General features: G+C 52.2%; 20 protein-coding genes. 14 read left to right on the top strand and 6 right to left on the bottom strand.

The genetic code is table 11. The features are described from left to right. Window positions 1–131 precede the first annotated feature (131 nt). The 5 genes from THS27_RS15385 (at window position 132) to THS27_RS15365 (ending at window position 5,773) form a co-directional block, all read left to right on the top strand. Window positions 132–653, top strand: a complete 522-nt coding sequence (locus THS27_RS15385; RefSeq protein ID WP_085592389.1) for a TRAP transporter small permease — start codon at window positions 132–134, stop codon at window positions 651–653. After that, the gene (locus THS27_RS15380; protein WP_085592387.1) at window positions 650–1,930 is read left to right on the top strand and encodes a TRAP transporter large permease; all 1,281 of its coding nucleotides are present in this window, start codon (window positions 650–652) and stop codon (window positions 1,928–1,930) included. The genes THS27_RS15385 and THS27_RS15380 overlap by 4 nt, the downstream gene beginning before the upstream one ends. A 109-nt stretch (window positions 1,931–2,039) precedes the next feature. Then, window positions 2,040–3,098: a DctP family TRAP transporter solute-binding subunit gene (locus THS27_RS15375; RefSeq protein WP_085592386.1), complete on the top strand. Its 1,059-nt coding sequence runs from the start codon at window positions 2,040–2,042 to the stop codon at window positions 3,096–3,098. A gap of 127 nt (window positions 3,099–3,225) precedes the next feature. Then, window positions 3,226–4,692: a M81 family metallopeptidase gene (locus tag THS27_RS15370; protein WP_085592384.1), complete on the top strand. Its 1,467-nt coding sequence runs from the start codon at window positions 3,226–3,228 to the stop codon at window positions 4,690–4,692. 16 nt (window positions 4,693–4,708) lie between these two features. Continuing rightward, window positions 4,709–5,773, top strand: a complete 1,065-nt coding sequence (locus THS27_RS15365; RefSeq protein ID WP_085592382.1) for a D-TA family PLP-dependent enzyme — start codon at window positions 4,709–4,711, stop codon at window positions 5,771–5,773. Window positions 5,774–5,846: 73 nt separating this feature from the next. Here THS27_RS15365 and THS27_RS15360 read toward each other — a convergent pair whose 3' ends face one another. After that, window positions 5,847–6,335, bottom strand: a complete 489-nt coding sequence (locus tag THS27_RS15360; RefSeq protein ID WP_085592380.1) for a hypothetical protein — start codon at window positions 6,333–6,335, stop codon at window positions 5,847–5,849. 236 nt (window positions 6,336–6,571) lie between these two features. On the opposite strand from THS27_RS15360, the gene THS27_RS15355 reads away from it, so the two are divergent. From THS27_RS15355 to THS27_RS15320, 8 genes are all read left to right on the top strand, one after another. Continuing rightward, window positions 6,572–7,762, top strand: coding sequence for an ABC transporter substrate-binding protein (locus THS27_RS15355; protein WP_085592378.1), 1,191 nt, complete (start codon window positions 6,572–6,574; stop codon window positions 7,760–7,762). Window positions 7,763–7,831: 69 nt separating this feature from the next. Beyond that, on the top strand, window positions 7,832–8,752 hold the full coding sequence (locus tag THS27_RS15350) for a branched-chain amino acid ABC transporter permease (RefSeq protein WP_349594604.1): 921 nt from the start codon (window positions 7,832–7,834) through the stop codon (window positions 8,750–8,752). Further along, the gene (locus tag THS27_RS15345) at window positions 8,745–9,752 is read left to right on the top strand and encodes a branched-chain amino acid ABC transporter permease (RefSeq protein ID WP_085592374.1); all 1,008 of its coding nucleotides are present in this window, start codon (window positions 8,745–8,747) and stop codon (window positions 9,750–9,752) included. Before THS27_RS15350 ends, THS27_RS15345 begins: the two co-directional genes overlap by 8 nt. After that, window positions 9,745–10,506, top strand: coding sequence for an ABC transporter ATP-binding protein (locus THS27_RS15340; protein WP_085592372.1), 762 nt, complete (start codon window positions 9,745–9,747; stop codon window positions 10,504–10,506). The genes THS27_RS15345 and THS27_RS15340 overlap by 8 nt, the downstream gene beginning before the upstream one ends. Further along, window positions 10,506–11,192, top strand: coding sequence for an ABC transporter ATP-binding protein (locus tag THS27_RS15335; RefSeq protein WP_085592370.1), 687 nt, complete (start codon window positions 10,506–10,508; stop codon window positions 11,190–11,192). The genes THS27_RS15340 and THS27_RS15335 overlap by 1 nt, the downstream gene beginning before the upstream one ends. A 32-nt stretch (window positions 11,193–11,224) precedes the next feature. Next, window positions 11,225–12,073: an alpha/beta hydrolase gene (locus THS27_RS15330; protein ID WP_085592368.1), complete on the top strand. Its 849-nt coding sequence runs from the start codon at window positions 11,225–11,227 to the stop codon at window positions 12,071–12,073. A 137-nt stretch (window positions 12,074–12,210) separates the two neighbouring features. Next, entirely contained in the window at window positions 12,211–13,152 is a 942-nt protein-coding gene (locus tag THS27_RS15325) for an ornithine cyclodeaminase family protein (protein ID WP_085592366.1), read from the top strand. Then, complete coding sequence (locus THS27_RS15320) at window positions 13,149–13,646, top strand: thioesterase family protein (protein ID WP_085592365.1); 498 nt, start codon at window positions 13,149–13,151, stop codon at window positions 13,644–13,646. The genes THS27_RS15325 and THS27_RS15320 overlap by 4 nt, the downstream gene beginning before the upstream one ends. Before the next feature lie 15 nt (window positions 13,647–13,661). On the opposite strand, the gene THS27_RS15315 is transcribed toward THS27_RS15320, so the two are convergent. After that, window positions 13,662–14,189 carry a GNAT family N-acetyltransferase gene (locus THS27_RS15315; RefSeq protein ID WP_168184910.1) on the bottom strand — a complete coding sequence of 176 codons (528 nt, stop codon included), beginning with the start codon at window positions 14,187–14,189 and terminating at the stop codon, window positions 13,662–13,664. Between the two features lie 110 nt (window positions 14,190–14,299). On the opposite strand from THS27_RS15315, the gene THS27_RS15310 reads away from it, so the two are divergent. Further along, window positions 14,300–15,553: a bifunctional alpha/beta hydrolase/OsmC family protein gene (locus THS27_RS15310; RefSeq protein WP_085592361.1), complete on the top strand. Its 1,254-nt coding sequence runs from the start codon at window positions 14,300–14,302 to the stop codon at window positions 15,551–15,553. A 47-nt stretch (window positions 15,554–15,600) separates the two neighbouring features. On the opposite strand, the gene THS27_RS15305 is transcribed toward THS27_RS15310, so the two are convergent. The 4 genes from THS27_RS15305 to THS27_RS15290 all read right to left on the bottom strand — a co-directional run bounded on the left by THS27_RS15305 (window position 15,601) and on the right by THS27_RS15290 (window position 20,208). Further along, entirely contained in the window at window positions 15,601–17,676 is a 2,076-nt protein-coding gene (locus THS27_RS15305; RefSeq protein WP_210402919.1) for an FUSC family protein, read from the bottom strand. Window positions 17,677–17,678: 2 nt separating this feature from the next. Further along, window positions 17,679–18,167, bottom strand: coding sequence for a MarR family winged helix-turn-helix transcriptional regulator (locus THS27_RS15300; protein ID WP_085592359.1), 489 nt, complete (start codon window positions 18,165–18,167; stop codon window positions 17,679–17,681). A gap of 363 nt (window positions 18,168–18,530) precedes the next feature. Next, complete coding sequence (locus THS27_RS15295) at window positions 18,531–18,875, bottom strand: RidA family protein (RefSeq protein WP_085592357.1); 345 nt, start codon at window positions 18,873–18,875, stop codon at window positions 18,531–18,533. Window positions 18,876–18,918: 43 nt separating this feature from the next. Then, complete coding sequence (locus tag THS27_RS15290; protein WP_085592355.1) at window positions 18,919–20,208, bottom strand: ArgE/DapE family deacylase; 1,290 nt, start codon at window positions 20,206–20,208, stop codon at window positions 18,919–18,921. Window positions 20,209–20,222: the final 14 nt, after the last annotated feature.

Below are 20,222 nucleotides of genomic sequence, written 5' to 3'. Positions count from 1 at the left end.
CTTATTTGAAGGGTGATTGATTTTAATTTGCGCTAGTTTTATCGGATTTTCTAGAAAAATATGTAGACAAGCTACAATTATGTGACCAAAGTGTAGGAAAAATACAAACACCTAATCAGTGGAGACAAAAAATGGGTTTGCAGCGCGTTGAGGCTTCTGCCCGGACGCTTAGCAACGGACTGAACTGGGGTGTGGAGCGGATTATTGCCGTTTTAATGCTGGCCCTGGTGCTTGATGTCTGGCTGGGTGTGGTTGACCGCTACCTTGTTCACTGGCAATTGAACTGGCCCGAGGAACTGGCGCGATATCTTATGATCTGGGCTGCATTGCTGGCGGTTTCAGCTGGTATTGCCCGGCGTGAACATATTGGCATTGGCCTGTTTGTTCTTAACCTGCCCATGGCACTACAGCGCACAGTCCTGTTTGCCGTCGATATCATTGCACTTGCGGCATTTATTTACCTGGCATTTTACGGGTTTGATTTTGCTGTTGGTGGCATGAAACGCCACGCCATGATCTTTGGCATGACGCTGGCCCTTCCATATGCCGCCGTGCCGGTTTCAGCTTTGCTTGCGGCTATTCAGTTGTTGCTGGTCGCCCTGCGCGATCAGGGGCGCTACATCCCGGTCGATCTGACGGAGGGCGCGGAATGATCATCGCCATTATTTTTGTTGTTCTAATGGTTTTGGGCATGCCAATCGGCTTTGCCCTTGGCGTTGCCGGTGTGGCAGGTCTTTATGACATGGGCGGGGGGCTGTTTCTGGTGCAGGGCCCCAGCAAGGTTTTTAACGGGCTGAATGTGTTTCCGTTTCTTGCCATGCCGTTCTTTATTCTGGCTGGCGAAATCATGAACCATATCGGCATTACCAGCCGGCTGGTCAAATTCGCCCAATCCCTGGTCGGTCATTTTCGCGGGGGGCTGGCCCATACCAATATGTTGGCCAGTGTGTTCTTTGCAGGCCTTACCGGGGCGGCGACTGCCGATGCGGCGGCCTTTGGCAAAACATTGGTTCCTGCCATGGTCGAACGTGGATATCGCCGCGATTATGCCTGTGCGGTCACCGCTGCGGGTTCCATAATCGGGCCAACCATTCCGCCGTCCGGTTTGATGGTTGTGTATGGCTCGCTAATGGGTGTTTCAATCGGGGGCTTGTTTGCTGCGGGTATTTTACCTGGCCTGATGATTTGTCTGATCTGCATGACGGTGATTGCCGTGACTGCGCGTCGTAAAAATCTGCCCAAGGAAGAACGCCGCGCCAGTCTGCTTGAAATCTGGAAAATCTTTAAATCATCCATTTCGGCCCTGATCATGCCCCTGATCATTCTGGGGGGTATTTTGGGGGGGATTGTAACGCCTACCGAAGCGGCATCTGTCGCGGTGGCCTATGCCCTGTTCATTGGCGTGTTTGTGTATCGTGCCCTGACTGTGGCCGATTTTATCCAGATGCTGATCAGAACGGCACGTGTGACAGGGGTGATTTTCATCATCATCGCCTTTGCCTCGATCCTGGGCTGGTGGCTTAGCTTTAACCGCATCCCGCAAGAAGTTGCCGCGGCCGTACTGGGCGTTTCAAGCAATCCTTACATGGTCATTTTAATGATTGTCGGGTTGTTGATGGCGATCGGCATGGTGATGGATATCAACGCCATTCTGATCATTCTGGCCCCGGTTCTGGTGCCGTTAACCGTGCAAATCGGTATGGACCCGATCCATGCAGGCATCATCTTTGTGCTGGCGCTTAACATTTCCCTTATGACGCCACCGGTGGGGGCCTGCCTGTTTGTGCTGGCATCAGTGACAGGTGAAAAACTTGAAAAAATTGCGGCGCAGTTGTGGCCCTTCCTGATTGCTGAAATCGGGGTGCTGTTGTTGTTCGCTTTCTGGTCCGATCTGGCGCTTCTGGTGCCCAGATTGTTGGGGTTCCGATAACCCCAATGTAACGACGTTACGGTTTTCCGCCCTGGCCCCGGGCGGATCACCCTGGGGGACAGGGTGATTTTGGGGCGCAATGAAAATCAATCCAATCAGGAGAGGTGTTATGAACACATTCAAACGTTTCGGGGCCGCTATGGCTGCGACGGCACTGCTGGCAGGCACCATGGGCACCGCCCACGCCGAAGCCAAAATTTTGAAATTCGCCCACGACAATAAGCTGGACCCGTTTGAAAACCCGGCCCAGGCCTGCACCGCAGTTTTCGCCAATATCGTCGAAGCCGACACCAATGGTGCGATCAAGGTTGAAGTTTATCCGTCCAACCAGCTGGGTTCGGCTGCCGAACATGTCCAGATGGTGCGTGATGGCCTTATTCAGGCAACGCTGACCTCGACCGGCGCCATCGCATCTTATTACCCGCGCATTGACGTTTTGAACCTGCCATTTGCATTTGATAGCAACGCTGCCACCTATGACGTCTATGACGGGCCGTTTGGTGTGGCTTTGGCCAAAGACATCGAAGCCACCCTGGGTGATGTGGAAGTTTTGGGTTTCCCAGATACTGGCGGGTTCTTTGCTGTGACCAATTCGCAGCACCCGATCAAAAACCTGGAAGATTTCAAGGGCGTTCGTATTCGTACCATGGCCCTGCCGTCACATCAGAAAATCATGCAGGCACTGGGTGCTGAAGCCTACCCGATGGCATGGGGCGAAGTGTATGCCGGCCTTCAGACCGGCGTGATTGATGGTCAGATGAACCCGGTTCCGACTGTTACCTTCGCGAAGTTTAACGAAGTACAGAAATACCTGACCCTGACCAACCATTTGTTCTCGCCCTACACCATGATGCTGTCCAAAGCATTCTGGGATGATCTGACCAAAGATCAGCAGCGCATTATCCGTTATGCTGCACAATCCTGTGTTGTTGCCAGCCGTGGCGTATCGCGCGTGATCGAAGCATCTGATCGTGGTCTTAAAGGTCTGATGGGCAAAATGGAAATCGATGCCCTGACCCCGGAAGAGCGCGAACAGTTCAAGGAAGTTACCCAGCCGGTGATGGAAAAACACGTCAAGGAAACCCTTGGCGAAGATGGTGTTAAATTGCTTGACCTGTTTAAGACTGAAGTCAAGAAAGCCAACGAAAAACAATATCTGACAGATTAATTTCTGTCTGGCGGGGAGGGGGCTTCCTCCCGGTTCCCTCCCGCCACCCTTTTATGAACTGTCTGATTATTTTTATTCTATTTCCTTGATCCATTTACCCAAAACAAAGACCAAGAAGGACCCGGGTATGCGAATTTTTTGCGCTTCCATCGCGACTGAAACCAACACGTTTTCACCCCTGCGCACCGATATTTCCGATTTCCGCGAAAGTTTTTATGCAGGCCCGGGGGACCACCCCGAAACGCCTACATTGTGCAGTGCGGTGTTTACCGTTGCGCGCGCACGTGCAAAGGCCGAAGGATGGGACCTGATTGAAGGTACAGCAACCTGGGCCGAACCAGGCGGGATCGTGAACCGTGATACCTATGAATATCTGCGCGACGAAGTGCTGGCACAGCTAAAAGCCGCCATGCCGGTAGATGGCGTTGTGCTTGGTTTACATGGGGCGATGGTCGCGCAGGATTACCTCGATTGTGAAGGGGATTTGTTACAATCCGTGCGGGACATTGTTGGTCCTGACGTCGTGATTGGTGCCAGCTTTGATCCGCACAGCCATTTAAGCGCCAGGCGCTTTAATGCCGCTGATGTCCTGGTCGCGTTTAAGGAATTTCCCCACACAGATTTTGTCGAGGCCGGTGCGGCAACGGTTGATCTGGTTTTGCGGACAATTCGCGGGGAAATCAAACCGGTCAAAGCCGTGTTTGATTGCAAAATGATCGAGGTTCTGCCGACCTCGCGTGAACCCATGCGGTCTTTTGTTGACCGGATCAAAGCCATGGAAGGTCATAATGGCATTTTGTCGATCTCGGTCATTCATGGTTTTATGGCAGGGGATGTGCCCGAAATCGGGTCTCATGTTATCGTCATTACCGATAATAAACCTGATCTGGCAACACAGACAGCCAAGGATCTGGGGATGGAGCTGTTTGGTTTTCGTGGCACCACCCGGCCCGATTTTATTACCCCGGAACAGGCGATGGCAAAATTGCCTGACATTATCGCAACGCCGGTTGTGATCGCCGATGTGTGGGATAACCCTGGCGGGGGCGTGCCGGGTGATTCGACGTTGTTGCTAGGCCGGGTCATGAATAGTGGCCTGAAGAACTATGCCTTTGGCACGATATGGGACCCGATGGCCGTGCGGATCTGCTTTTCTGCAGGTGAGGGCGGTGTCTTGCCGTTGCGGTTTGGCGGTAAAACCTCCTCGACCGGGGGCGCCCCGGTTGATGCCGTTGTTCGGGTGAAAAAATTGCAGCGCAATTCCTGGCAAAGTTTTGGCGACAGCATTGTGCCATTGGGCGATTGCGCGTTGATTGAATTGCCAGATGGTGGAGAGGTGATTTTAAACAGCAACCGGGCGCAAAGTTTTGACCCGGATCTTTTTGCCAATATGGGCGTTGACCCTAAAGCAAAGAATTATCTGTTTATCAAATCCACCAATCACTTCTACGATGCATTTGCCAAAATCGCGGGCGAGATTATCTATGTAAATGTTCACGGGCCGTATCCGTCAGACCCGAAAACAAACGGGTATAAACATTTGACGCGTCAAGTCTGGCCGATTGTAGATGATCCGTTTGCAACAGCATCATGATGAAATCGAGTAAAGAATGACCGAATTTGCCGAACTCGACACACCCTGTGCCATCGTCGATCTTGATTGCGTCGAACGCAATCTTCGTACGTTTCAGGAATATTGCGACGAACATGGCATTGCCTTGCGTCCGCATATTAAAACCCACAAAATCCCCGACTTTGCCTTGCAGCAAATTGCGGTCGGGGCCAAGGGCATTACCTGTCAGAAAATCGGCGAGGCCGAGGTTATGGCAGATGCGGGTATCGGCGATATTCTGATTACCTATAATATTCTTGGGGCCCGTAAACTCGCCCGGTTGCGCGCTCTGGCGGATCGCATTGATTTGCTGCGCGTGGTTGTTGATAGCGAAACAGTGGCGCAAGGCCTGTCAGATGCATTTTCAGGTCGCGAACAACCGCTGGAAGTGCTGGTGGAATGCGATACCGGTGCTGGTCGTTGTGGGGTCCAATCCCCTGCGGACGCCGCCAGTCTGGCCCGCATTGTCGATAACCTCGCGGGTTTGAAGTTTATTGGCTTGATGACGTATCCGCCTAATGGCGGTATGGCAAAGGTAGAGAAATTTTTTCGGGATGCGATGGATGAATGCGCAAAATCCGGGCTGGAATGCCCGGTGCGCAGTTCGGGCGGCACGCCCGATATGTGGCAGGCGCATGAAGCCCCGGTCGTGACCGAATATCGCATCGGAACCTATATTTATAACGACAAATCGGTAATGGCGCGCGGCGGTTGTCTGGAAGAAGATTGTGCCTTGCGTGTGCTGAGCGAAATCGTGTCGTTACCGGCACCGGGCAGGGCAATTATTGATGCCGGGTCAAAGGCTTTAACATCCGATTTGTTCGGGTTGGAGCATTTTGGCCATGTTGTTGGTCATGGTGACGTGACGGTAAAGTCGCTGAGCGAAGAACACGGCATTTTGACATTTGATCCGGAAAGTCAGCCTTTCAAAATTGGTCAACGGATACAGATTATTCCCAATCATGTGTGTGTGGTCAGCAACATGTTCGATTATGTGCAACTGTGCCGAAACGGTATTTTCGAAAACCCTGCCTTTGTCGCCGCACGGGGCAAAATGGTTTAAATCTGCACGTCGTTGCAGGGTTGGAACACAAAAAACGGCATTCCTGTTTTATCGGGAATGCCGTTTTGCCGTATTAGACGTCGTTATTGGGTAAATAGCCGATGAATCCGGTGATGCGCCATTTTCCATCGGCACCTTTTTGGCAATAATAATGCGTTTTCCACAAAAGGCGGTCTTCGCTGCCGTCGGATTTTTTAATGCTGCCGTTAAAATGTTTGCGGGCAAGGGCACGGTCGCCGTTAATTTCAATCTGTTCCAGTTTTGTGGCGGCAAAAACGGCATCAAATAACGGTTCGGCGTAGTCGGTGTTTTGGCTGGCATGCGCTTGGGAAAGCCATGTTTCTCGATAGGCTAACAAGTCGGGAAAGGCCAGCGTCCAGTCATCAGGATTGGCTGATGTGTGGGCATCAATCCCGTAAAAGCCGTTGGCTGCAAAATCATTTTCCACCAGTGACCAGTCTGCCAGCACAAAGGCGGTGATATCGCGCGGGACAAGCATGTCCCAAATGGCATTGCGGTCGGCATCCTTGGTGGGGAACGGGCAGGTTTGATCGGCTGTCATAATGGGTCCCTGTTCTTGGCAGTATTACATTTTTCAGCGGCGCACTGTGCCATTTTTCCAGTGCTGATGACAGGAATATGGGCAAAAAGTACGTATTTATACGTAGAAGAAATAAAAAAACTTTAAGCTTAAACAAACTGGTTATTGCAACGGCGCGCGAATTGGGGATGAATAGAAAGGCAACAAAAACAAATCAAAACAAACTCTTCAAAATCAGGCTTCAGGGAGACTGTAAGATGTTGGCAAAAAGCAAAAAGGCAGCCCTTTTAGGGGTGGCAACACTGATGATGGGCACCTGTGTGGCGGGGATTTCCGCACAGGCGGCCGAACCCGTTAAAATTGGCATGATCACCACCCTTTCGACTGGGGCAGGCTATTTGGGTGATGATATGCGCAAGGGATTTGAACTGGCAATTTCCGAACATGATGGCAAACTTGGCGGCTCGGACATTGATTTGATCGTCGAGGATGATGGTTTGAAACCCGAAAGTGCGCGTCAAATTGCGACCCGCATGATGGAAAGCGAACATGTTGATCTTATGACCGGCATTATCTTTTCCAATGTCGCGATGGCCGTGGTGCCCAAGGTGGTACGCGATGGCATGATTTATATTTCCACCAATGCCGGCCCCAGTGTGCTGGCGGGTGCGAAATGTGATGCCAATTATTTTAATGCCGCCTATCAGAACGACAATATTCACGAAGCCATGGGCCAGTATGTGCAGGATCAGGGCTTTAAGAAAGTTTATCTGCTCGCCCCGAATTACCCGGCGGGTAAAGACGCCCTGGCAGGCTTCAAGCGGTATTACAAAGGCGATATCGCCGACGAAGTTTACACCAAACTTGGTCAAACAGACTATGCCGCTGAAATTGCATCCCTGCGTGCCGCAAAGCCCGACGCAGTATTTTTCTTCTATCCCGGTGGCATGGGCATTAATTTTATTAAACAATATGCCCAGGCTGGCTTGAAAGACGAAATTCCGTTGTTTGGCCCGGCTTTTTCAGCCGATGAACATTTGGTTGATGCCGTTGGCGAGGCCGCGGTGGGCATGAAAAACACATCCCATTGGTCGCCCGATATGGATAACGAGGCATCAAAGAAATTTGTTGCCGGTTATGTCGCAAAATACGGTGCAAAACCCAGCCTGTATTCGGTTCAGGGATATGATGCCGCCAATCTGATTGGCAGTGCCATTGCTGCTGTGGAAGGTGATATGTCCAAAAAGGATGATTTCCGTGCCGCTTTGAAAAAAGCCGACTTTACCTCGGTTCGAGGGAATTTCAAATTTGGCAATAACAATCATCCGATTCAGGATTTCTATGTCCGCGAGGTTGTCGCCGATCCCGATGGTGGCTTTACCAATAAACTGGTCGGCAAGGTATTTTCAAACCATGTCGATGCCTACGCCTCCGAGTGCAAAATGTAATTTGCCCACGCAATTTAACCAATGGCCGGTCCCGTATCGGCCATTGTGTTTTCGCACTTGCACCGGAAAATAATAATGCTTTTGTTTCTCGAACAGCTTTTAAACGGGCTGCAATTTGGCGTGACCCTGCTTTTGATGGCATCAGGACTGACCCTGATTTTCGGGATCATGAACCTGATCAACCTGGCGCACGGGTCGTTGTTCATGGTTGGTGCCTATGTCGGCGCGACGGCCATTGCGCATGGTTCGGGCTTTTTTCTGGGCCTTCTGGCCGGGGTTGGTGCGGCTGCCATTACCGGGATGGTGATGGAATTTGTCATCATGCGCCGGCTATATCGCCGCGACCATCTTGATCAGGTTTTGGCTACCTTTGGCCTTATTTTGTTTTTTAATGAAATGGTTAGCATCGTTTGGGGACGTCAGCCCATTGCCATGGACCCGCCGGCATTTTTATCGGGCACGGTTGAATTTATTCCAGGTGCGCCGTATCCGGCCTTCCGTTTGGCCGTTATTGCAACCGGTATTCTGGTAACCGGTTTTTTGTATTTTCTGGTGATGAAAACCCGTATTGGCATGTGGATACGGGCCGGGGCATCCAACCGCGAAATGATTGGGGCCTTGGGGGTTAATATTTCCCTGCTTTATACTTTGCTGTTTGGCTTTGGCGCAGCGCTGGCCGGGTTGGCGGGGGTTATGGCGGCCCCGTTCAGTGCGGTTCAGTCCGGCATGGGTGAAAATATCCTGATCCTGACCTTTGTGGTGATTGTGATTGGCGGCATTGGCTCCATTCGCGGGGCGGTTGCCGGTGCGCTGTTGATTGGCCTTACCGATACCCTGGGCCGGGTTTATATCCCTGACCTGATGCGTTTATGGTTGCCACCCTCGGTGGCTGACGGGGCGGGCGCATCCCTGGCATCAATGATGATTTATATTTTAATGGCCGTGGTTCTGGCCTTCCGTCCCCGGGGGTTGTTTCAGACACATGGTTAAAAATATTTCCCGTAAAAGCTGGTCGACGATCACAATTTTTGTGGTGCTGGCACTGGTGCCACCGGTGGCACATGCGTTTGATAATTCGTTTTTAATAACGATGTTTAACCGTGCGGTTATTTATGCGGTGGCGGCTGTGGGGCTGGATCTGATCATTGGTTTTGGTGGGATGGTCAGCTTTGGGCATGCAGCCTTTTTTGGCATCGGCGCCTATACAGCGGGTATTTTAGGCACCCACGCCTTTGATGGCAGCGATTTTATCTTTGGCTGGACGGGCAGTAATGATGCTTTTGTTGTTTGGCCGTTGGCAATGCTGGTGGCGGCGTTTTTCGGGCTGATTATTGGCCTGATCAGTCTGCGGACATCGGGCGTTTATTTCATCATGATCACGCTGGCCTTTGCCCAGCTGTTTTATTTTTTCTTTGTCTCCCTGTCTCAGTATGGTGGGGAAGACGGGCTGTCTTTGTGGGACCGAAACGCTATTCCCGGCCTTGATCTGTATGATCGCAATACGTTTTATTATCTGTGTTGCGCAATCTTGCTGGCAGTGTGGTTTTTGTTGTCGCGCCTTGTCGGGTCGCGGTTTGGCCGCGTTATTATTGGCTGTAAACAAAATGAACGCCGGATGCGTGCGCTTGGTTATGATCCTCTGCTTTATAAGCTGACCGCATTTTGCATTTCCGCCGCCATTGGCGGACTGGCCGGGGCCTTGATTGCCAATCATTCCGAATTTGTCAGTCCCGGGCTGTTGCACTGGTCGCGGTCGGGCGAGTTGATGGTGATTGTTATTTTGGGCGGGCTGGGCACCCTTGTCGGGCCGATTTACGGGGCCTTGGCATTGTTCCTGATGGAAGAAAGCCTGGTGTCCTTTACGGAACACTGGCAGGTCATTTTGGGGCCGGTTTTAATATTGGTGGTGGTGTTTTTCCGGGGGGGCATCGTTGGTTTTTTGTCGGGCGCGGGCAAGGCAACGGTAAAGTCAGGGGGTGATCATGGATAATGCACAAGATCGCCCGGTGTTTGAAGCACGCAACCTTTATAAAAGTTATGGCGGGTTGCGTGCCACAGATGATTTATCGATCCAGCTTGAAGTTGGTAAAATCCATGCCCTGATTGGTCCGAACGGGGCTGGCAAAACGACGGCCCTGTCGCAATTATCGGGCGAATTACGCCCTGATGGCGGGCAGGTTTGGTTTGACGGACAGGATATTACCCGTTTTTCCATGCCCAAACGCGCCCGAATGGGGGTGGCCCGGTCTTTTCAAATTACCGCGATATTTGATGATTTTACCGTGGCAGAAAATGTTGCTGTGGCCGTTCAATCGCGCACCCGGCATCATTTTTCCTTCTGGCGTGCGGTTACGCGCGATGTGCAAATCAATAAACGCACAGCAGCATTGCTTGACCAGGTTGGTCTGGCCGGTTTTGCCAGCCGACGTGCCGCCGATCTGGCGCACGGGCAAAAACGCCAGTTGGAAATTGCCATGGCGCTAGCTTTGGACCCAAAGGTTTTGTTGCTGGACGAACCTATGGCGGGTATGGGCCCGACGGAAAGCAACCAGTTGGCGGAGCTTCTGGAAAGGCTGAAACCGGATTTCGCCATTTTGCTGGTCGAACACGATATGAATATTGTTTTTCGGTTGGCCGATGTGATTTCGGTATTGGTTAACGGGGCCATGATTGCATCGGGCAGTGTTGATCAGATTCGCGAAAACGAAGACGTTCAAAAAGCCTATCTGGCGGAGGGATACTGATGCTGGAACTGCAAAACGTTGAAACCGGTTATGGCGGCAGCCAGGTTTTGTTTGGCGTAAATATGCAAGTAGAAAAAGGCCAGATTGTTAGCCTTTTGGGGCGTAATGGTATGGGGAAAACCACCACGGTTCGATCCATAATGGGGTTAACCCCGGCCAAAGCAGGATCCATCCGGTTTAAGGGGCAGGAAATTTCACGCCATAAATCCTTTCGCATTGCCCGTGCCGGTATTGGTTTGGTGCCTGAAGGACGACAGATTTTTCCGAACTTGTCGGTGCGCGAAAATCTGGTGGCAACAGCCCGGGGGCAGGGATGGAATTTGGAAAAAATTTACGACCTTTTTCCAAGGTTGGCCGAACGACAAAATAATATGGGCAATCAGTTATCAGGCGGGGAGCAACAAATGCTGGCAATTGGCCGCGCATTGTTAACCAACCCTGATTTACTGATTTTCGATGAGGCGAGCGAAGGGCTGGCACCGGTGATCCGGACCGATATCTGGGCTTGCATTCGTAAATTGCGCGATTTGGCCCAGACAGTTTTGATCATTGATGGCAATCTTGATGCATTAATGGCGGTATGTGACCGGCATTATGTATTGGAAAAAGGGCAAATAGTTTGGAATGGTTCTTCTGAACAATTTGCAAATGCCCCGGAAATAAAGAAAAATCACCTTGGAATTTAACAAAAGGCACTTTTAACAGGGATATATCATCAATGGGCTGGGGCGGTTTTACAGAAGCAGAAGTCGAATGGCAGTATAATCCGCGCGAAACCGTGCCGGATTTTGCCGATCATTTTGCCCGGTTCGTTGCTGCATCAGATGATGTGCGGGCAAAACTTGACCATCAGTCTGATGTGCGTTTTGGGCCTGGACCCAAAGAAACCTTTGATGTTTTTCCTGCCGGTAGCCCTGATGCACCGGTTCACGTGTTTTTTCATGGGGGGTATTGGCGTAGCCAGGACAAAAAAGATTACGCCTTTATTGTTCGTGATCTGGTAGCCGATGGTTACACAGTGGTTTGTGCCAATTACGATTTATGCCCCGACGTTAAGGTCGAGGACATCACTGCCCAGGCCATTCGCTGCATTAAATATGTTTACGAACATATTGGCGATTTTAACGGGGATCGTGATCGGCTGAGTATTTCCGGGCATTCGGCCGGGGGGCAAATTGTGGCCCGTTTGGCCGCCCATGACTGGGAAAACGAAATTGGTGATGCGACCCCTTTTAACGCCGTAGTGCCGGTGTCGGGTGTGTTTGACCTGGAGCCCTTGCGTTTTACCAGCATGAATATCGATATTCGCCTGACCGAAGACAGTGCTGCCGATAATTCACCAATGCTGGACGCCGTGCCCGTTGGGGCCAGAATGATGTTGGTAGTCGGAGCGGTTGAAACGCCGGAATTTGTCCGACAAAGTCAGGCATATGCTGCATATTGTGCGAAAGCGGGGTTGATCGTGCCGGTGCATCAGGCATGGGGTGCCAACCATTTTACGGTGCTGGAAGAACTGTATCTTCGTGATGGTGCGCTATATGGAAATCTTAAGCGTATTATCGGCTGAAACGGGCGGGAAATGGCAAGAATACGCCTGTTCTGTGTGTGATATTCAGCTCAACATGCGGTGACGTAGAAGACCCGTTGTGATAAGGTAAACCTGCGTTACCAATTGAATAATCACAAATTTTACAGGTAGGCCCCATGCGTTTCGTTACCGCCGAAGACATTGACCGTTCCGTTCCCCCGCGCGACATGGTTGAAGCCCTGCGCCGCTGGTTTGCAAAAGGCTGTGAAACGCCGCTTCGCAGTCATTTTAACATGGAACGAACCGGCGAAGACGACGCAACCCTGTTAATTATGCCATCATGGGAAAAAGACGGGGCTGCCGGGGTAAAAGTGGCGGCAGTCGTACCGGGAAATTCCAGCCGCAACCTGCCCGCTGTTTCAGGGATTTACATTTTACTGGATGGCGTTACCGGGCAACCTGCTGCGGTGCTTGATGGCTCGCGTCTGACGACACGTCGCACTGCGGCGGCATCGGCATTGGCAGCGGATTATCTGGCGCGCAAGGACGCCAGCCATTTGGTTATGGTTGGTACTGGTGCCATGGCTCCCAACCTGATTGCGGCACATGCATCGGTGCGCCCGATCAAAAAAGTGACCCTATGGAACCGCCGCCCGGAAAAAGCAGTAACATTGGCCCGCGAAGTTGAATTGCTGGGTTTTGAAGCTTCGGGCACCGATGATTTGGAAATGGCCTGTAAAACAGCGGATATCATATCCTGCGCCACCCTTAGCAATGAACCGCTGGTGCGCGGGGCGTGGTTACCTGATGGTGTTCATGTTGATCTGGTTGGGGCGTTTAAACCCACCATGCGCGAAACCGATGATGATGTGATGAAAAAATGCCGTATCTTTGTTGACAGTTTTGACGGGGCATCGGCTGAAGGCGGGGATGTGGTGCAGGCTATTCAGTCAGGCGCAATTAGCAAAAATGATATTGTGGGTGATTTGTTTGGCCTGACACGCGAACAGGTTAAAGGTCGATTATCCGAAGGGGAATGCACGGTGTTTAAATCGGTCGGCCATGCATTGGAAGATTTTGCTGCCGCTGTCAGTGTTGTCGAGGCGATGGATAAATGATCAGCACCGATTTGTTTGGCCCCGATATGTTGATTAGCTATCGGGGGCATATTGCGCCCGAATGGATCGATTTTAACGGTCATGTAAATGTTGGCTATTATATCGTTGCCTTTAATCTGGGGTCGTTGGGTTTTCTTGATGCGGTCGGTTTGGGGCGAACCTATCCGGCGCGGCGCGGCGGATCGACCTTTGCACTGGAAATGCACGCCACGTATGACCGTGAAATTCATTTGAATGACCCGTTTGAACTTCACACCCGGGTGCTTGATTGCGATTCAAAGCGCATTCACATGTATCATGAAATGCGCCACGCAAATGAAGGCTGGCTGGCGGCGACCAACGAAATAATTACGATGCATATCAATATGGAAACACGGCGATCAGCCCCGTTTCCTGACGATATTTTCAAAACGCTTGACGGTATTCGGGTCGCACAGCGCGATTTACCCGTCCCATCTGGCGTGGGTCGCACCATTGGTATCCGGCGCACGTAATCCTGCCGTGATTTTTCAGGGCACCGGATTGTTCTGGTTGGCGGGCACATACAGGTTACAGGCCTCGCGGTCGCCATCGACATAAACGGTGCTGTCAAACACCATGCCGATGCTTTCAAGCAACCGGATCGACCGGTTGTTGCCGGGCAAGGTAAAGCCGATAACCCGTTTAAGGCCCAAATCCTGATAGGCATATTTCAAGGTGGCCTGTGCGGCCTCGCGGGCAAAACCCTGGCCTTGCCATTGATCAAGAAAGGCAAAGCCGATATCGGGATCGGGCAGGGTTTGCCGTTTGACCAGCCCGCAAAGGCCAATTGTTTCCCCGCTTGCTTGTAAATCGACAAGATACAGGCCAAAACCATCGCGGTGATACGCCGCGATCAGGCGTTCATTAATATAAACCGCCGCTGTTGCCAGATCGCCAATATTGCGGTCGCCAATATATTCAATCCAGTCCGGCTGGTTTAACAATCTGTGTATAAAATCGGCATCATGCGGCGTTGCCGGGCGCAAGGTCAGTCGGGGTGTTTTAATTCGCAGCATCTGAAATCGCCTGTCTTTCAGCGTAAAAAACATGCAAATGTTACCCGTTAAAATGGTACAGTAACAACATCTTATCAAGGCATATTTCACCTTTGGCGACGGAGAAAAACATGGCAGTTCGTCCGATCAGGCTTGGCTTTGAAGGGGCAATGGGCGCATCGCTTTCAGCACGGCTGGATTTGCCTGCAGGGCCTGTTTTGGCCTATGCCCTGTTTGCCCATTGTTTTACCTGCACCAAGGATTTGACGGCAGCGCGTAAAATTGCCCAAGCCTTGAACGAGCAGGGAATTGCTGTCTTGCGGTTTGATTTTACCGGGCTGGGCGGCTCCGGCGGTGATTTTGCCTCGACCAATTTCACCTCCAACCTTGAAGACTTGCGCCGGGCGGCGGATTATATGCGGATCGAGTATGAAGCCCCCAAATTGCTGATTGGTCATTCACTGGGGGGCGCTGCCATATTGGCCGTTGCCGGGGATATTCCCGAAGCAATGGCCGTTGCCACCATCGCCGCACCAGCGGATATTAACCATGTAACCGAAAATTTTGCCGATAAACTGGCCGAAATTCGTGCAGCAGGGCAGGCCGATGTGTCGCTAAGCGGTCGTCCCTTTGTGATTAAAAAACAGTTCCTTGATGATCTTGCCGCGCATGATATCGAAAAATCGGCCGCGTCTTTACATAAGGCATTGCTGGTGTTGCATGCACCGATGGATCAAACCGTTGGCATTGATAATGCCAGCCGCATTTTCACCGCAGCGCGGCACCCCAAAAGTTATGTGTCGCTAAACAAAGCTGATCATTTGCTGCGCGACCCTGACGACGCGACCTATGCCGCCAATGTTATTGCGACCTGGGCCCGCCCCTATGTGGTGACAAAGGATGCCGCCGCATCATCCGGCACCACCCCGGCGGGGGCAGATGAAGGTATTCTGGCGCGTGAAACTGGCCTTGGAAAATTTCAAACCATGCTGGTGGCGGGCCCGCACCGGATGCTGGCCGATGAACCCGAGGGGGCAGGCGGCCTTGCAAGCGGTCCTTCGCCCTATGAATATCTGGCAGCGTCATTGGGGGCCTGCACCTCAATGACGATCCGCATGTATGCCGATTTCAAACAGATCGCCCTTGATGGTATTTCGGTGCAGGTCACGCATCAGAAAATCCATGCACGAGACTGCGCGGATTGCGGCGACGGGCCGCATCAGGACACCGCCAGGATTGACCGGTTTGAAAGGGTTATTACCTTGCAGGGTGATTTAAGCGATGACGTGCGCAAAAAGTTGATTGAAATCGCCAATAAATGCCCGGTTCACCGCACACTTGAAAGCAATGCGGTTATTGTTACCCGGGACAGCCGCGATCAATGACGCGGTTTGCGGCAGCTTAACCGTCGCGATCCGTATTGATATTCAGATTATTGCGCCGCCTTGAAATCTGCACGGTCATTGGCGTTGATGTGGGTAAGTATCCCGCTGGCGCTTGTCGCGTTGGGAAACAATACCCGTTTGACCCCCACCAGCGCATCCAGTGCTTCGGCCCGTTTACCGGCAGGTTCATTTGCGACCTGTTTCAGACAGTGTTCGATATCAAACAGCAACGCATCGTCAGGTTCCAGGGCTTTGCCCTGTTTTAAGCGTTGGGTGAAAAAACCGGCAATGGCAGAAAGGACGGTGTCAATGGCATCGCGGCTGGCCGGGCCAACGCGGCGGCGTTCGCGTTGCAAAACCAGGATGTTAAAGCCCAGACGTACTTCGGCAAAACCATCAACCTTTGCCAGTTCGCGGTCTTCAAGGCTGGCCAGCCTTGGAACAAGTTGGCCCAATCGGTCAAGCATGCGGCCCGACAATGCGGCGTGGTCGCCGCCATGTTGCCCGGCGGCAGTATTGGCCAAATCGGCCCACCCCGCACGCATCAGGCGGCGTGCGGCCAGTTCGCTGCCAAACGGGCGCACCAGCAGGGTCCAGACCAGCGAGAATGCGATCCCGATCAGCGAGGCGATCCCGCCGTTCAGGAACGAATCAAAATTAACGCTGAAACGGTTTTGAAGGGCGATGAATGATGCCGTTGATACTGTGAGTAACATGGCAATAATTGCGTATTGCGGGCGTGGCATCAGGGTGCCCAAAATCAGGAAAGGCGGGGCAAAAACCAGAACCAGCAATGGAAAGCCATCGATGCGGGGCAAAATCAGGAACAGATAGACAAATGATAACGCCAGACTGGCGGAAAACCATTTGAGCAAAATCATAATGAATGGGGCCGGTCTGTCCATCGCGGCAAAAAACGATCCGCTTACCGCCGTCATTAATACTGCCCCGGCCCCATATTGCCAGCCAGACTGGATCCACGCCAAACTTGCAATCAAGGTTGCCAAAACGGTTGATCCGCATGAAAACAGCATCATGCCGTAATCATAATACCGGGTTTGCCCAATAACCTTGCGATGACGAAACAGGGCGCGCCAATGGCGTTTGTGTTTGCCATCGGCGATGATATCGCGCAGGGAATTACAATCGCGCCACAGATAAACAATTTCGCGCAGCCGCGCCATTACGCTGGCGCGGACCATATTATCCCAAACATGGGTTTTTGTCGGGTCGGATATGTCGGCGGCATCTATCCGCGCGATTAAGGCGTGTGTTGTTTCATCATTGATGTTTTGCGGTGTGTCGAACCAGTCGGCCACGGCACATAAAACAGGGCTGATATCGGCAGGCAAACCGTGATTGTTTTGTTTTAGCGCGTGAAGCCGGTCCGCCAGGGATGAAAACAGCGGCAGCAACATTAAAAGGCGGCCGCGCAATTCGCGTGTTGGCCTGACGACTTCGCGTGTTTTCACATCATAGCGCAACTGGCTCAGCAACATATTTAGCCCGGTAATGTCGGCGGCAAGTTTTTGGCGCTTTACCGGTGTTTCCGGAATGGCCCCTTCACCGCGCAAAATTTCATCGGCCCAGCTTGCGGCATCGTTCAGCCATTTTGAAATATTGCCATCGAGCAGGCTGTTGACACTCACAGGAAAAACAACAGCATTGACGATGCTGGCACACAAGATGCCCAGAATGATTTCCTCGCTGCGCGCCAGGGCGGTGTCAAAAATCAGTTCCGGTGTACCAACATCGGGGAGGGCGATAAGCGGTAACGTATATCCCGCCAGCATGAAGACATAACTGCGCGGGGTACGGTCCAGCATAGAAATATAAAGCAAAACCCCGGTCCAAAGTGCGACCACAAGGCTCAGCAATTCGGGGGAATTGACAAAAATGGGAACAAAAAACACGGCAGCACAGGCACCGATCACGGTACCCAATGCGCGATACATTGCCTTGGACCCGGTCGCACCTGCCAGCGGATTTGACACAACATAAACCGCCGCCATCGCCCAATAGGGACGGGGCAGGTCAAAAAACAGCGCGATATAAAGCGCAAGCATGGAAGCAACAAAGGCTTTGCTGGAAAAAATCCAGTCGCGCCAGGTGGGAAAGCTCACATTCAGGCTCCGGCCGTCTTTGCAGTTTGTGATGCGGGTGCAGGTGCCGCCACGCTCTCGCTGGTGTCGTCGTCAAACGCCTGAAAAACCCGAAGGGTTGCTTCAAGGTCTTCGCGGGTGACATTTGCCAGAATACGACTGCGAAGCTGTATCAATAATGCTTCCATCTTGGTCGCCAGTTCCTGGCCTTCCTGCGTTAACCAGATACATTTTGCCCGCCGGTCGCTGGGGTCTGCCTTGCGTTCAATCAGGTTGTTGGCTTCCAACTGGTCTAGCAAGCGCACAAGAGATGCACTTTCGATACCGATGCAATGCGCCAATACCACCTGCCGGGTACCACCGCCCATACGGCTGATCCAGATAAGCGGCGATGCACAGGCTTCGGATATACCGTGATGACCCAAAACCTGTGTTGCTGCCCGGCGCCAGTGACGCCCGGTTTGCAACAGGTTTGTGGTTACGGTTTGGCGTAAAAGGTCGATGTTTTCCATAAAATATTGTAAGCATACAAATTATATGCTTACAATATGAATTGGAATAAGGAGAACCTTTTGGGGGCGGTGTTTTAACGCGAGAGGCATCAAAATGGTGGTTTTGGCGGAGGGAGAAGGTTTTAGGGTGTGCGATCAAACCATTGTTTGGCGCAGGTGTCGTAAGGGTCATTTATCAGGCGGATTTCCGCAAAGCTGACGCCACAAGCCGTGATTATATTGCGTCGCCAAAAGGGTTTTTGCTTCCGGGGGCGGACCAGATTGTTTGGCCGGGGTCCGATCGCTAAGGCAAACGAAGAAATGAATGAGACAGCTTTGGGGTGGAACCGGGCGACAAAAAATGCCGCCCGGATGGATTGTTTGTTATTTGGCAGCGGTAATAATGAATTCGACCTTGTAGTCCGGGGTTGCCAGTTTGGCTTCGCCGCACGCGCGGGCCGGGGTATGGCCCTGTGGCACCCAGGCATCCCAAACGGCATTCATTTCGGCAAAATCGCTCATGTCAGCCAGCCAGATCACGGCTTGCAGGATGTTTTCCTTTTTTGAGCCGCATTCGGCCAGAAGGGCATCAACCTGTTCCAGGCATTTTGTGGTCTGTGCGGTAACCGATGCGCCCGGCTCGCCAACCTGACCGGCCAGATATACGGTGTCACCATGGACAACTGCCTGGCTCATCCGCGGGCCGGTATGGAAACGTTCGATGCTCATTTTATGCTCCGTTTTTCTTTGGTTTAAAGTATCGGTGTAAAATTCAGGCCTGCGGGTTGGTACCGCACCAGTCGGCAATAAACAGGGCCAGAACTTCGGTCACTTCCATCACCGACGAAATTGAAACCCGTTCATCAATGCCGTGAATGCGTTCCGCCTTTGGCCCATAACAGGTGGCCGGGATATTGCCATAAATCTGGAAAAAACGTGCATCCGTTGTTGCCGTAGATGCATAATTTTTTATCATGTTTCCCGTAACTTCGCGGTGCAAATCGCCAATCATTGTCATCATCGGGTGGGTTTCATCCATCACACACCCTTCAGCTTGGAAACCCCGATATTCTACGGTGACTGTGGCCCCTTTGCAGGCGGGATGATTATCAATTGCCGATTTTGCAACGTCGTTGATCATTGATTGAATTTCGCCCATATCCATGCCCGGATAAAACCCGATGCGAATGTCGGCATCACAGGTTGTCGGCACGGTAGATGCCCATTCGCCACCCGAAATTTTACCCAGATTGAAATTAACCGGATGGCTATGTGCACCATAGGCTTCGTGCCGGTGCCCGGGGTGATTCCACAGTTCCTCGACTTCCTTTAGCGTTTCAAAAAAGCCATAGGCGGCCTCAATAGCATTGCTGCCTGCCGATGTATCAAGTACATGGGCGGGGCTGCCAGTAACATGAAGCTGAAACCACATCACACCAAGCTGGGCTGTCATCAGGGTTTGATTGAACGGTTCGGGGATAATGGCGCAATCGGCGCGATACCCGGCATGCAGGCAGGCAAGCGCACCGTTGCCGGTGCATTCTTCCTCGACGACGGATTGTAAAATGACCGGCGCGGCGGGTTCAAGTCCAACATCATGCAAGGCTGAAAGGGCATGGCAACTGGCAATGAGGCCGGCTTTCATATCACCGGCCCCACGGCCATACAGCCAGTCACCGATAACATGCGGGGTAAAGGGCGGTTGTTGCCACAGCTCTGCCGGGCCGGTGGGGACGACATCGATATGGCCGTTCAGGATCAGGCTTCGGCCTGTTGTTGTGGCCGGGGTGTGAATGCCCACAACATTTTCACGCCCGTTATAATTATCGATTACCGGTGGGGAAAAGCCCGGTTTATCGTGCAAGGCGGCAATATCAATGGCAACGGTTTCAACATCCAGCCCCATCGTGCGGTATTTGCCCGCCATCCAGTTTTGGGCTGATTGTTCCTGCCCAAGCAGGCTGGGCAATGCCACCAGTTCCGACAAATCGGCAATGATTTGGTCCTGCCTGGCGCGAACGGCCTTGCGCAATGCGGTTCTGTCGGCTTTTGGGTGTGACATGGCCGAAAACTTTC

Source organism: Thalassospira sp. MCCC 1A01428 (assembly GCF_002115825.1).
Taxonomy (GTDB): Bacteria; Pseudomonadota; Alphaproteobacteria; order Rhodospirillales; family Thalassospiraceae; genus Thalassospira.
Note: the sequence above shows the minus strand (reverse complement) of the source record. Positions and strands in the feature narration are given on the sequence as shown.

What these genes read in the sequence shown, in the direction of transcription:
- THS27_RS15385 (WP_085592389.1), top strand. Translation starts at nt 132, where the DNA reads ATGGGTTTGCAGCGCGTTGAGGCTTCTGCCCGGACGCTTAGCAACGGA.
- THS27_RS15380 (WP_085592387.1), top strand. Translation starts at nt 650, where the DNA reads ATGATCATCGCCATTATTTTTGTTGTTCTAATGGTTTTGGGCATGCCA.
- THS27_RS15375 (WP_085592386.1), top strand. Translation starts at nt 2,040, where the DNA reads ATGAACACATTCAAACGTTTCGGGGCCGCTATGGCTGCGACGGCACTG.
- THS27_RS15370 (WP_085592384.1), top strand. Translation starts at nt 3,226, where the DNA reads ATGCGAATTTTTTGCGCTTCCATCGCGACTGAAACCAACACGTTTTCA.
- THS27_RS15365 (WP_085592382.1), top strand. Translation starts at nt 4,709, where the DNA reads ATGACCGAATTTGCCGAACTCGACACACCCTGTGCCATCGTCGATCTT.
- THS27_RS15360 (WP_085592380.1), bottom strand. Translation starts at nt 6,335, where the DNA reads ATGACAGCCGATCAAACCTGCCCGTTCCCCACCAAGGATGCCGACCGC.
- THS27_RS15355 (WP_085592378.1), top strand. Translation starts at nt 6,572, where the DNA reads ATGTTGGCAAAAAGCAAAAAGGCAGCCCTTTTAGGGGTGGCAACACTG.
- THS27_RS15345 (WP_085592374.1), top strand. Translation starts at nt 8,745, where the DNA reads ATGGTTAAAAATATTTCCCGTAAAAGCTGGTCGACGATCACAATTTTT.
- THS27_RS15340 (WP_085592372.1), top strand. Translation starts at nt 9,745, where the DNA reads ATGGATAATGCACAAGATCGCCCGGTGTTTGAAGCACGCAACCTTTAT.
- THS27_RS15335 (WP_085592370.1), top strand. Translation starts at nt 10,506, where the DNA reads ATGCTGGAACTGCAAAACGTTGAAACCGGTTATGGCGGCAGCCAGGTT.
- THS27_RS15330 (WP_085592368.1), top strand. Translation starts at nt 11,225, where the DNA reads ATGGGCTGGGGCGGTTTTACAGAAGCAGAAGTCGAATGGCAGTATAAT.
- THS27_RS15325 (WP_085592366.1), top strand. Translation starts at nt 12,211, where the DNA reads ATGCGTTTCGTTACCGCCGAAGACATTGACCGTTCCGTTCCCCCGCGC.
- THS27_RS15320 (WP_085592365.1), top strand. Translation starts at nt 13,149, where the DNA reads ATGATCAGCACCGATTTGTTTGGCCCCGATATGTTGATTAGCTATCGG.
- THS27_RS15315 (WP_168184910.1), bottom strand. Translation starts at nt 14,189, where the DNA reads ATGCTGCGAATTAAAACACCCCGACTGACCTTGCGCCCGGCAACGCCG.
- THS27_RS15310 (WP_085592361.1), top strand. Translation starts at nt 14,300, where the DNA reads ATGGCAGTTCGTCCGATCAGGCTTGGCTTTGAAGGGGCAATGGGCGCA.
- THS27_RS15300 (WP_085592359.1), bottom strand. Translation starts at nt 18,167, where the DNA reads ATGGAAAACATCGACCTTTTACGCCAAACCGTAACCACAAACCTGTTG.
- THS27_RS15295 (WP_085592357.1), bottom strand. Translation starts at nt 18,875, where the DNA reads ATGAGCATCGAACGTTTCCATACCGGCCCGCGGATGAGCCAGGCAGTT.
- THS27_RS15290 (WP_085592355.1), bottom strand. Translation starts at nt 20,208, where the DNA reads ATGTCACACCCAAAAGCCGACAGAACCGCATTGCGCAAGGCCGTTCGC.